Consider the following 12,640-nt stretch of genomic DNA (forward strand, 5'->3'; position numbering starts at 1 on the left):
AAATGTGTGGTTCTTGTAAATAGATTGTAAACATGAATAAAAGGGGATTTTATGAACGGATGATTCATAACAAATGTACTTTTAATAATAAACATGTAAAATAGATATTAAATAGAGTATAGCAAGAGAGAAATTGGAAGACATTTTGACACCATGGAAACTCATGCTTAAAATAAACGAGGTGAAAAAATGATATTTGTTATGTTATCTCCGTTATTCATCATAGGTTTTATTGCATTAAGTATTTATGAAGAAAAAAGAAGAAAGAAGAATGAAGCTGCTAAAAAAGCATCAAATGATACTCAAACTGATTCAAATCAATCACAACATCAAGATAAATCTATGTAACGCAACGAAAGGTGTATCTCAATGAAGATTTTGATAGTAGAAGATGACTTAGTCATTGCAGAAAGTTTAGCAAATGAACTTAAAAAATGGAACTATGACGTTAAGTTGGCAAAACAGTTTTCTCATATTTTAGATGATTTCAAAAGCTATCTACCTGACTTAGTACTACTAGATATTAATTTACCTACTTTAAATGGATTCCATTGGTGCCAAGAAATTAGAAAAATATCAAACGTACCTATTATATTTATCAGTTCACGGACGGATAATATGGATCAAATTATGGCGATTCAAATGGGTGGCGATGATTTTATTGAGAAACCATTCAATTTATCGTTAACAGTTGCAAAAGTACAAGCTTTATTACGACGAACTTATGATTTAGCTGTATCCAATAACGAATTAAATGTTAAAGGATGTCAACTGATTGCTGATGAGGCAAAGTTAATGTTCCAAGGTGAGGTGACACAACTGTCTTTAACGGAACTTCAAATCATTAAACTGTTGTTTCAAAATGAAGGGAAATTTGTGAATCGAACAGCTCTGATTGAAAAATGTTGGGAATCAGAAAATTATATTGATGATAATACTTTGGCAGTGAACATGACACGATTACGAAAAAAATTAAATCAAATTGGCTTAACAGATTTTATTGAAACGAAGAAAAATGTGGGTTATAGGGTGTAAATAAGATGTTACTAACGTTTATTAAATCAATTAAAAATGAAATAGCGATTGTTACTTTCATATCCTTACTATTTGTACTCATTTTCTTCGTTTTTTCACTCCCTAAAAGTGCGTTAATACTAGGTGTAGCAATCATTTTATTTATTATGTGTATTTATTGGTGGATCAGTTATTTAGGTTTTCAAAAAGAAGAAAGACTTAAAGAAAAAGTAGTGTCACTCGAAGAAGAACTATTTGAAATGAAAAACAAGCAAATTGAATATCGTAAAGATGTTGAAAGTTATTTCTTAACCTGGGTACATCAAATCAAAACGCCTATCACTGCATCGCAACTATTACTAGAGCGTAATGAACCTAATGTTGTCAATCAAGTGAGACAAGAAATTGTACAAATTGATAATTATACCCGCTTAGCACTCAGTTATTTAAAACTACTTAATGAAGCGTCTGATATGACAATCACCGAGGTGACTATAGATGATTTAATTAAACCCTTAATCATGAAATACCGTATTCACTTTATAGAACAACACACTAAAATTCATTACCAATCTATTGATAATAGCGTCTTAACAGATGCACAATGGACTTCAATATTGATAGAACAGATACTAAATAACGCATTAAAGTATGCACGTGGAAAAGATATATGGATTGACTTTGATTCAACTTCTCAACAATTATGTATTAAAGATAACGGTATTGGTATTAGCCAAGCAGACTTGCCGAAAATCTTTGACAAAGGATATTCTGGTTACAATGGTAGCCTTAATGAATCCTCAAGTGGCATTGGATTGTTTATCGTTAAACATATTGCGCAACATCTGAATTTAAATGTTGAAGTGACACCAGAATTGAATAAAGGTACACAATTTACAATTAGCTTTCCAATGCAAAGCTAACTTTCAAAATTGTAAGATGGCCAACAAGATTTGTAAGAAATTATAAATGTTGTTGGTCCTTTTTTAATATAAAATAGAGTTGGTATTAGAAAGGAGCGTCCATATGTTACTAGAAGTCAAACATGTCAAAAAGGTATTTGGAAAGGGTTTAAATAGAACTGAAGCCTTAAGCGATATGAATTTATTAGTTGATACTGGTGAGTTTGTAGCCATTATGGGTGAATCAGGATCTGGTAAATCTACATTATTACAACTGATTGCTACATTTGATCAATTAACGGAAGGTACCATTCAATTGAATGGTCAATCCCTAGCGTCATTGAAACAAAGAGATATTGCTCAATTTCGACGAGAACAACTAGGATTTGTCTTTCAAGAATTTAATATTTTAGAATCAATGACAAATAAAGATAATATTTTAATGCCGTTGGTCTTAAGTAATCAAACTGTTCATACGATGCAAGAACGTATAGAGAAAGTGAGTCGACAACTTCATATTAGTGACATCTTAAATCAATTTCCAAATCAAATTTCTGGTGGACAAAAACAACGCGTTGCTATAGCACGTGCGCTTATTACACACCCTAAACTTTTATTAGCGGACGAACCAACGGGGGCGCTTGATTCAAAAAGTTCGAAACAGTTAATGCAATTATTTCAACACCTCAATCAACAACAACAAACGATTTTAATGGTTACGCATTCTAATATTGATGCGTCATATGCCAACCGTGTTGTTTTTATTAAAGATGGCCGTTTATATCACGAGATATATCGTGGCGAAGAAAGCCAGATAGCATTTCAAAAGCGAATTGCTGATAGTTTAGCAATCATAAATGGAAGGGAGTAGTTAACGTGCCCCTAACAATGATTTGGATAATTGTTAAACGCCATTTTGTAACGCAACGGCATATCATCATACCATTTATTTTGTCTTCAAGTACGATATTTGCGATTGAATACATACTATTATCATTAACCACTAATACATATATTCAACAACATCATCAATTACTAGGTGTTTTTGCAATAATTGGAAATGTATTTATGTCATTATTAGCTATCATATTTATCATTTATGCGAATCAATTTGTTATAAAACAACAACAAAAGACATATTCACTTTATATTATTTTAGGTATGGAAAAACGTCATCTTAGCATCATGATATTCATAGAATCCTTCGTAAAATATTGTATTATCTCATTATTGAGTATCGTTGGAGGATATTTATTCGGTGCACTATTATTTATGTTCATTCGTAAGGTAACGACAGGACGGGAAGGGTACCTAAGTGCCTATCCATTTGATTTTAAAGCTATGTGGATAACATTGCTATTATTGTCAATTGTCATGATATTTTTATTAATTATTAATATATTTAAAGTCACTATGCAAAATCCAATGCAAATAATGAATGAGAAGGCATATCGTGATTATCGATTTCAAAATGTATTCAATTATAGTTTATTAATGATCGGTGTTTTATGTGTTGGCAATGGTTATCGTATAGCCTTGCAAAATAATGCGCCAATAGAGTCGATTTTGGCATTATTTGCTGCTATCTTTTTTGTGTTTATAGGTACCTATTTATTATTTATTTCATTAAGTGTTTTACTCATTGAAAGGTTACAAAAGTTGCCTAAGTTTTACTATCGACCTAAACGATTCTTTTTGATATCAGGATTAAGGGCACGTATGAAATCGAACGCAGTAGGGTTAGCAAGTATCGCGATTTTATGCACGTTTTTGATTGTTACTTTAGGGATGACCGTCACAACATACAGAAGTATGGGTGAGAATGTTCGTAATATGTGGAAAAATCAATACCTTACCAGTGTTGAAGGTGATTTTCATCATGATGAAAAGGTAGCTCAAAAGGTTAAAGCAGTAACCAAAGATATTAAACAAAATGTACATTCAGATACACCGAAAATCTATACTCAATCCATGTTTAATGTGCTTTTAGATAAGCATTCGGATTATCGGCGTTTACTCAAACCAAGTAACACACCAAACAAGTTCAATATTGATCCTTGGAGTACTAAAAATGTGTTTATTACGATTATGACATTGAATGATTATAATCAATTTAATCGCCCACTACATTTAAAATCAAATGAAATAGGTGTGAACACGAGCATGCAAATGCTGGATTTGAATGACAAATTAGTACTAAGAGGAAGATCCTTTAATATTAAACCAGTTGAAGAAACCAATGTGAATTCTATAAGATTTAGTGAAAACATTAATTTAATCGTTAAAAATGACAAAGAACGCGATCAAATCATCCAATATTATACTAAAACATCATCCAAAGCTGACGATCAAGTGACTCACACGATGGTTGAATTTAATGCGTATGATTTAAAAGGGAAAGACACACCGGATATTCATAAAATTGAACAAAAATATCATATTAATATCACTAGCTATGAATCATTTCGTAAAATGTTTTATAACTTCAATGGTGGCTTAATATTTGTTGGAAGTTTAGTTTCTTTCATTTTATTGATTGGTATATTCTTAATGATTTACTATAAGCAAGTATCAGAAGCACAAGAAGACGTTGATCATTATGTCACAATGGCACATCTAGGATTAGATAATGATGATATCAAACAAATATTAGATCAACAGTTAATTTGGTTATTCAGCGTTCCGTTCATTGTAGGTATACTCCATACAGTGGTTGCCTCAAAAATAATATATAATGTACTCGGATTATTTGGAGAAGTTAGTAGAGGTATATTTATAATTAGTTTTTTAAGTGTGGTAGTTATAGTAAGTTTACTTTACCTATTTATGTATAAAGTGACTTCCTATTTATACTTAAATTATGTAAATCAATTAAAAAAATAAAACTTATAAACTACTGGTATAATAGGAAAAATAAAACTATTAGCGATTTAATTTTATAATTTAAGCATACATGGTATTTCAATTGGGTAATGATAAAGAAACAAAAAAAGAGGTGTCATTTAATGAAAAGGACAATTGAACGGATCCTTGCTTGGTTAGGGATTATTACTCAATTATTTATATTATTAGGTTTAGGCATTGGTACCATGTTTGGTGGTACAAGCGAAGTGCAAAAAGAAATTAAAAGACAGGCTAAAGAACAGGCGGCTTCAAATCCAGCCGTGGACTCATCATCACATATGTCTGAGTTATTACCATCAATACTTAAAGTTGGACTTATTTATGGTTTAGTTATTTTAGTAATTGCACTTATTGCAACATTACTAATTAAGAAAAAAGCGAAATTAGCAGGTATTTTACTCATCATTGCTGCTGTACTTTCATTAGTAATAAACTGGATTGCTGCTTTATTCTGGATTATTGCAGGTATTATGTTATTAGTTAGAAAAAATAAAGATAATCATGATATCAAGGATAAAGACAGTGCCCATAACAAACATTCAAAGGATAAGCATCATGATAAAGCAGACCATTTAAATGATGACAATCGTAAACATCATCACGATGTAGAAGATAGACATGATCGTGATGTAGAAGGAAGAGACGCACGTAACGGATTCGATGCAGACCGCAGAGATGACAATCGTCGTGGTACAGACCACCATGATGTAGACCGTCGTGATGCCAATCATCAAGACACAGATCGTCGATTCGAAGATACAGAAAGAAGACACGATGATCGTAACGTAGAAGGAAGAGACGCACGTAACGGATTCGATGCAGACCGCAGAGATGACAATCGTCACGGAGCAGACCATCATGATGTAGACCGTCGTGATGCTAATCATCAAGACACAGATCGTCGATTCGAAGATACAGAAAGAAGACATGATGATCGTAACGTAGAAGGAAGAGACGCACGCAACGGATTCGATGCAGATCGCAGAGATGACAATCGTCGTGATACAGACCATTCTCAAGACCATTTTGAAAATGAAACACATAATAAAGATGACTTCGTTGATAAAGTAACACGTCGCTTCAAGAATGATGATAAGAAATAACTATAAGTAGTAGATTTTATGCTTTACCTTGAAGGGAACATTTCATTGTTCCTTTCAAGGTTTTTTATTTGAGGAACAATTTCTATATGCGCAACTAATTATTTTAAAAAAGTAATTGTGAATACATGTTATTTGTCAAATGTAATCAATATCGTTATTATGAATTGATATTGATTTTTTTCATTGAAAAGGTTTGAAATTTCTTTATAAGTCTATAATATAATTTGCGTGCAAATTATTATGAAAATATCAAAGATAGATAACATGATTTTAAACATTGTAAAAAAGAGATGATTATATTGTTTTTTTGAATCATATATTTTAAAGAAAGGAGGATTCATTGATGTATACAGTAGGGTTGGTACCATCGCCTGGTGTTGCGCATGAGCATGTGACGAAGATTATTCCCAAAATCAAACAATTGCTGACAGAAAGGATTAATGATGATAGTCAGTGGAACTTTGATGTTCAAGAGGATTTAATTATCGGTTCAGCAGAAGATGTACACGAGAGCGTTGATAAAGCTGAACAAATTAAAAATGAAAAACATTGGGATTTCGCAATATGTGTTACGGACCTTCCTAGTATTTCTGGGAAAAAGGTAGTCGTTAGTGATTTCAATAACGAAAAGCAAGTCGCAATGTTATCATTACCTTCATTGGGTGCGATTGATTTAAAAAGAAAGTTGATTAGTAGTATTACTACGATGATTGAACAACTTTATTATAATGAACCATTATCAAAGACGAGCACCCATCCATTCATTCATTTAAAATCGGTAGAACCCGAAGAAGACGAATCTCCCAAGAGGCGATATATTAATACATTAATGATTATAAGTTGGATTCAGTTAATTTGTGGTTTGACGCGTGCTAATAAACCATGGAAAAATATTTTTAATTTCAAAAAAATTATTTCAGTTGCCTTTGCTACAGGGACATATGTGTCTATTTTTTCTATGCCGTGGGAGCTTAGTGTGATTTACTCACCTATCAGATTTATTGTATTAATGATTATTTCTATTGTAGGTATGGCATGTTGGCTGCTATATGCGCATAAATTGATTGAAAGAAAAACAGCCAAATCGCAAAGAACGTATAGATGGATATACAATGCCACAACGATGTTGACACTGATTGTGATTACGCTAATCAATTATTTCATATTGTATTTATTATTAATTATAAGTATCACATTATTTGTACCAGTGAGTTTATTTAATAGTTGGACTAGTGCACAAGCAGAATTTACTTTTATGAATTATGTCAAATTAATTTGGTTTGTATCATCACTAGGCTTATTAGCTGGAGCAATGGGATCTACAGTAGAAGATGAAGAGAAAATAAGAAAGATTACGTATTCATACCGTCAATACCATCGTTATAAGGAAGCACAAGAAGAAAAAGAAGAGCAAGAACAACAACATGATCCATCACAACAAGAGGTTGAAAGACAGTCTACTAGTGATGATAGTGATGACGATGTATATGAAGAAAAGAAACAAGACCATAGAGAGGAGGGGCATTAATGTCTGAAAGAAAGGTCATTGGTTTAGTTGTAGCACCTGGTGTTACTGAAAAACTAGCAGAGAATTTAATGGAAGATATACCTGACATTTTATCAGAACAACACAATAATCAAATTGAATGGGAAATTGATTTAGTTGTTGACCCTCTAACCGGCTATGCGGAAAGAGTAGAAGAAATATTTAAAAAGGTACAAGCGTATCATGATGAACGAGAATGGGATTACGTATTAGCTATTACAGATTTACCGATATTTCACCACAGACGCGTCATGGCACTGGACATTAATATGAGAAACGGTGCAGCTATCTTCTCATATCCTGCGTTTGGTTGGAGACCAGTTAAAAAAAGATTTAAAAACGCGATTGTTACAATCATTAATGAAGTCCATCATGCAGAGCAAGACCACCGTAATTATGATGATAATGATTATATCGAACAAAGTGTTAAACAACAGTTCCCACTTTCTAAAATAGACAAGACACAAGTGTATTTAGATGACACAGATTCAAAACATATACGATACTTATCTAGTTCTAGATCAAGAGGCATGTTTAGATTAGTCAGTGGAATGACATTTGCCAATAATCCGTTAAATATGATGGCGAGTTTAAGTAACATTGTTGCCATTGCTTTTACTACTGGTGCGTTTGGTTTAATATTTACAACAATGTGGCAAATGGCTAATAATTTCTCAATGTGGCGATTATTTGGGATTTCTATTATTGCGATACTAGGTATGTTGCTATGGGTTATGATGTCACATGACCTATGGGAATCCACAAAGCAGAGTAGTAATAAAAGAATTACACTTTTATATAATTTAACTACAGTGATGACACTCTTGATTGCAGTTATCATTTATTATATTATCCTGTACTTAATGTTTTTATTTGCAGAATTAGTTCTTTTACCAGCCGATTTCTTAGGCCAACAAATTAGTCTTAAAGGACCAGCTGGCCCTGACTTATATCTAAGTATTCCATGGTTTGCAGCTTCAATATCAACTGTAGCAGGTGCCATTGGTGCAGGTTTACTTGACGAAGAACTAATCAAAGAAAGTACGTATGGATATCGACAACGAATTCGATATGAAGATACACATAAAAAGCAATAATATATAACCTGGGACATTTGGTATGTCTCAGGTTATTTTTTATAGAATAGATTTATTTAGAAAACCATACCTTACTATTTCACAACCTTCACCTAATTATTTCTTTAAATATTAAAATATTAAATTTTAAAAATTGTATTGAAAAGATAGTCTTTTTAGAAAAAGTAATTTAAAATATTGGTTAACAATATTTTTTAGAATCTAAAAATGTACAAACATTCATTATGAAGGGAATGGTGGGAAATGAAATATTGTCCTAACTGTGGCAATGAAGTAAAACCTGGACAAGCATTTTGTAACAAATGTGGTAACACATTAAAAAAAGAAAACAAACAAGCGGAAACGTCATCACAAGGGAAACAAGCGACTCAATCCAAGCAAACATATCCAGATCGTAACAAATATACTCCTCAACAAAAGAACAAAAATAAGAAGCCAATTTGGATTATAATACTCTCAATTATTTTTATTTTATTAATTGGTGCATTACTTTATGGTGCTTACTACTATTACAATAATGTAATTAAAGACAATGATAGTGATAACCAAACTACTGAGACACAAAATAAATCTAAAGATGATAGTCAGTCCAAAGAGTCATCCTCTAGTGAGTCTAATTCATCAGAGAAAGCACCAACAATCGATGTATTTAGTAATAACTTTGATCAAGGCTATATGAAATCTGCATCGACTGAAGGCTATAAAGGTATTTATAAGGATATGACTAGAAAAGAAGTAGAAGCTAAATTTGGTAAATCATCAGGCAAAGTTGACGGTGGTCAAACATATTATGAAAAATATGGTGATTTAGCGGTGCTGTATTCTGGAGATAAAGTAGATCGTGTAGGTGTTGCACCTTCTAATGTTACTGAAGATGAATTTTTAGAACATTACTATGAACCTGATGATCGAAAAAGTGATGAGTTAATTTATGATAGTAACAAAGATAATGACTTCTCAGTTATAGCTCACAGTAAAAAAGGTAAGATTACGTTAATTGAAAATATAGATCAATTATAAAGAGAGGAAACGATCAGTTAATACTGGTCGTTTTTTTATTTAAAACATTAATTTTCTGATAACTATTAAAAAATGGGTTGACTTTAATTTTAAAAATAGTTAGAGTATTAACATATTATTCTGACAATTCAGATATGTTTTGATGAGGATGAAATAAAAATCGATCGGGGGATGATAGAGATGTCAGTCAAAGCGATGACATACGATAATTTTACAGGCGATCCTTTTATAAACTCCCTCAACACTGATAACGACACTAGGGGCGCATATCAAATATTAAAATGGGCGTATGATCAATATGACGATGAATTAGTTTATTCATGTAGTTTTGGTGCAGAAAGTATGGTATTGATTGATTTAATCCATCAAATCAAACCGAATGCAAAAATTGTCTTTTTGGATACTGACCTACATTTTCAAGAAACATATAACTTAATTGATGAAGTAAAAGCAACATATCCTGAATTACACATCGAAATGAAGAAACCTGATTTAACATTGGAAGAACAAGCTAACCGATATAACCCTGCGTTATGGAAAAATAATCCTAACCAATGTTGTTATATCAGAAAGATTAAACCACTGGAAGAGGTCTTATCTGGGGCTAAGGCTTGGGTATCAGGGCTGAGACGTGCACAATCTCCGACGAGAGCACATACTAATTTTATTAATAAAGATGAACGGTTTCATTCAATCAAAGTTTGTCCGCTTATATACTGGTCTGAAGACGATGTTTGGCAATATATTAAACAACATCAATTACCTTATAATGAATTGCATGACCATCATTATCCAAGTATTGGTTGTATTCCATGTACGTCACCAGTATTAGACTCTGAAGATTCTCGAGCAGGACGTTGGTCAAATTTTGATAAAACTGAATGCGGATTACATGTTCCTGACAAACCTTAAATAAGGTTAAAAATTTTATATACAAAACCTAGTATTCCGATAAGAATTTTGCAAAATGTAATAGCGTTATATTTCGTTTACTCATTTAACAGTTTGGTACATAATTAAATTAATCGAATCTGGGAGCTAGATCATGAATGGAACGTAAAGGAAAATAAATAACGCAGAGTTAACTATGACTGGATTGAACAAGTATGATGTTGAGGTCAAAATATAGGATAGATTGCAACATACGATACCCAGACTTTCAAATTTAGGATTGAAGACAAGAGGTGGAAAATAGTGAATATTAACATCACAAATAGTCCTTTCAATGAGGAACAAGCAAAACAACTTAATGAATTACTACCAACTTTAACACCTGAACAAAAGCTTTGGTTAAGTGGTTATTTAACAGCGAGTCAACAAGCTGAGACCAATGAATCAGTGACGTCGAATCAAATAGCACAACAAGACCAACAAACTGAAACAATGCTTGCTGATAAAGAACCTGAAGTTACACCAGAAACTCGTGCCATTACAATTTTATATGGGTCAGAGACAGGAAATGCCCAAAGTTTGGCAGAAATCTTTGAAGAACGTCTTGTAGATATGGGTAACAATGTGACCTTGAAATCTATGGAAGACATTAAACCTAAAGATATTAAAAAAGTTGAAGATTTATTTATAATCACATCGACACATGGAGAAGGTGATCCACCTGATAATGCTATTGAATTACATGAATACTTACATGGGCGTAAAGCACCGAAACTAGAAGGTGTGAGATTTTCTGTACTTGCTTTAGGTGATCAATCATACGAATATTTCTGTCAAGCGGGTAAAGATTTCGACTTTAAATTAGCCGAATTAGACGCTGAGCGATTATATGATCGTGTAGATTGTGATATTGATTACGAAGAAGACGCTGAAAAATGGATGGCCAACGTCATTAATGCTATAGGCTCCAAACCCAAAGATACTGATAGTGAGCAGGTTGTAAGCGAATCGATTAAATCAGCAAAGGAGCGTAAATATTCTAAATCCAATCCATATGAAGCAGAAGTATTAGAAAACATCAACTTAAATGGTAGAGGATCTAATAAAGAAACAAGACATGTTGAATTATTATTAGATAATTTTGGAGAGGAATACGAACCAGGTGATTGTATTGTGGTATTACCACAAAATGATCCGTCTATTGTTGAATTATTAATCAGCACATTAGGATGGGATTACGAAGAGCAGGTACTTATCAATGAAGATGGTGATACATTAAACCTTGAAGAGGCATTAACATCGCATTTTGAAATTACTAAACTAACGAAACCATTATTAGAGAATGCAGCAGTACTATTTGATAACGATGAATTAAAGGAAAACGTTCAAGATAAAGCATGGGTTCAAAATTATATCGAAGGACGAGACCTTATCGATTTATTAAATGATTTTGATACGACTGAACTTCAACCCGATAACCTATATCAACTATTGAGAAAGTTACCACCTAGAGAATACTCTATTTCAAGTAGTTATAAAGCGACACCTGATGAAGTACATATTACAGTTGGTGCGGTAAGATACCATTCTCATGGTCGAGATCGAACAGGTGTCTGCTCAGTTCAATTTGCAGAACGTGTGCAACCCGGCGATACGGTACCGATTTATTTAAAACGTAATCCAAACTTTAAATTTCCACAAGAAAGTGAAGTGCCAGTCATCATGATTGGACCTGGTACAGGCGTCGCACCTTTCAGAAGTTATATGCAGGAAAGAGAAGAGTTAGGATTTAAAGGTAATACTTGGTTGTTCTTTGGTGAACAACATTTTACAACGGATTTTCTATATCAAACAGATTGGCAAGAATGGTTAGATAAAGGTTATTTATCAAAGCTGGATGTTGCATTTTCTAGAGATACTGAGCATAAAGTGTATGTGCAACACCGTATATTAGAAAATAGTAAGCAGTTTAATGAATGGATACAAAATGGTGCCGCGATTTTCGTATGTGGGGACGAAAAGCAAATGGCTAAAGATGTACACCAAACAATTAAGGAAGTATTGATGAAAGAACAAAACTTATCCGACGAAGATGCTGAAGCGTATCTTAAGCAAATGAAGAGAGAGAAAAGATATCAAAGAGACGTCTATTAACAAGAAAGG

At 32.7% G+C, this 12,640-nt stretch carries 11 protein-coding genes; all 11 read left to right on the forward strand.

The annotated features are described in order from the left end of the window. Window positions 1–189: 189 nt before the first annotated feature. The 11 genes from AC2D8K_RS02770 (at window position 190) to AC2D8K_RS02820 (ending at window position 12,631) form a co-directional block, all read left to right on the forward strand. A complete protein-coding gene (locus AC2D8K_RS02770; RefSeq protein ID WP_002452059.1) occupies window positions 190–348 on the forward strand; it encodes a hypothetical protein in 159 nt (52 codons plus the stop codon). A 21-nt stretch (window positions 349–369) separates the two neighbouring features. Beyond that, window positions 370–1,035 carry a response regulator transcription factor gene (locus AC2D8K_RS02775; protein WP_124228107.1) on the forward strand — a complete coding sequence of 222 codons (666 nt, stop codon included), beginning with the start codon at window positions 370–372 and terminating at the stop codon, window positions 1,033–1,035. A 5-nt stretch (window positions 1,036–1,040) separates the two neighbouring features. Continuing rightward, complete coding sequence (locus AC2D8K_RS02780) at window positions 1,041–1,937, forward strand: sensor histidine kinase (RefSeq protein ID WP_124228108.1); 897 nt, start codon at window positions 1,041–1,043, stop codon at window positions 1,935–1,937. Window positions 1,938–2,040: 103 nt separating this feature from the next. Further along, complete coding sequence (locus tag AC2D8K_RS02785) at window positions 2,041–2,787, forward strand: ABC transporter ATP-binding protein (RefSeq protein WP_124228109.1); 747 nt, start codon at window positions 2,041–2,043, stop codon at window positions 2,785–2,787. A gap of 5 nt (window positions 2,788–2,792) precedes the next feature. After that, window positions 2,793–4,799 carry an FtsX-like permease family protein gene (locus AC2D8K_RS02790; protein ID WP_124228110.1) on the forward strand — a complete coding sequence of 669 codons (2,007 nt, stop codon included), beginning with the start codon at window positions 2,793–2,795 and terminating at the stop codon, window positions 4,797–4,799. A gap of 122 nt (window positions 4,800–4,921) precedes the next feature. After that, a complete protein-coding gene (locus AC2D8K_RS02795) occupies window positions 4,922–5,923 on the forward strand; it encodes a DUF4064 domain-containing protein (RefSeq protein WP_484697967.1) in 1,002 nt (333 codons plus the stop codon). Window positions 5,924–6,266: 343 nt separating this feature from the next. Then, window positions 6,267–7,451 carry a hypothetical protein gene (locus tag AC2D8K_RS02800; protein WP_049423172.1) on the forward strand — a complete coding sequence of 395 codons (1,185 nt, stop codon included), beginning with the start codon at window positions 6,267–6,269 and terminating at the stop codon, window positions 7,449–7,451. Next, window positions 7,451–8,566: an MFS transporter gene (locus AC2D8K_RS02805; RefSeq protein WP_002452066.1), complete on the forward strand. Its 1,116-nt coding sequence runs from the start codon at window positions 7,451–7,453 to the stop codon at window positions 8,564–8,566. Before AC2D8K_RS02800 ends, AC2D8K_RS02805 begins: the two co-directional genes overlap by 1 nt. A gap of 243 nt (window positions 8,567–8,809) precedes the next feature. Next, window positions 8,810–9,586 (forward strand): zinc ribbon domain-containing protein, encoded by a 777-nt coding sequence (locus tag AC2D8K_RS02810; RefSeq protein WP_002452067.1) that lies wholly within the window; start codon window positions 8,810–8,812, stop codon window positions 9,584–9,586. A 180-nt stretch (window positions 9,587–9,766) separates the two neighbouring features. Further along, window positions 9,767–10,498: a phosphoadenylyl-sulfate reductase gene (locus AC2D8K_RS02815; RefSeq protein WP_124228112.1), complete on the forward strand. Its 732-nt coding sequence runs from the start codon at window positions 9,767–9,769 to the stop codon at window positions 10,496–10,498. A 282-nt stretch (window positions 10,499–10,780) separates the two neighbouring features. Further along, window positions 10,781–12,631, forward strand: a complete 1,851-nt coding sequence (locus AC2D8K_RS02820; RefSeq protein WP_124228113.1) for an assimilatory sulfite reductase (NADPH) flavoprotein subunit — start codon at window positions 10,781–10,783, stop codon at window positions 12,629–12,631. Window positions 12,632–12,640: the final 9 nt, after the last annotated feature.

The organism is Staphylococcus sp. 510, from assembly GCF_057219715.1.

What these genes read in the sequence shown, in the direction of transcription:
- AC2D8K_RS02770 (WP_002452059.1), top strand. Translation starts at nt 190, where the DNA reads ATGATATTTGTTATGTTATCTCCGTTATTCATCATAGGTTTTATTGCA.
- AC2D8K_RS02775 (WP_124228107.1), top strand. Translation starts at nt 370, where the DNA reads ATGAAGATTTTGATAGTAGAAGATGACTTAGTCATTGCAGAAAGTTTA.
- AC2D8K_RS02780 (WP_124228108.1), top strand. Translation starts at nt 1,041, where the DNA reads ATGTTACTAACGTTTATTAAATCAATTAAAAATGAAATAGCGATTGTT.
- AC2D8K_RS02785 (WP_124228109.1), top strand. Translation starts at nt 2,041, where the DNA reads ATGTTACTAGAAGTCAAACATGTCAAAAAGGTATTTGGAAAGGGTTTA.
- AC2D8K_RS02795 (WP_484697967.1), top strand. Translation starts at nt 4,922, where the DNA reads ATGAAAAGGACAATTGAACGGATCCTTGCTTGGTTAGGGATTATTACT.
- AC2D8K_RS02800 (WP_049423172.1), top strand. Translation starts at nt 6,267, where the DNA reads ATGTATACAGTAGGGTTGGTACCATCGCCTGGTGTTGCGCATGAGCAT.
- AC2D8K_RS02805 (WP_002452066.1), top strand. Translation starts at nt 7,451, where the DNA reads ATGTCTGAAAGAAAGGTCATTGGTTTAGTTGTAGCACCTGGTGTTACT.
- AC2D8K_RS02810 (WP_002452067.1), top strand. Translation starts at nt 8,810, where the DNA reads ATGAAATATTGTCCTAACTGTGGCAATGAAGTAAAACCTGGACAAGCA.
- AC2D8K_RS02815 (WP_124228112.1), top strand. Translation starts at nt 9,767, where the DNA reads ATGTCAGTCAAAGCGATGACATACGATAATTTTACAGGCGATCCTTTT.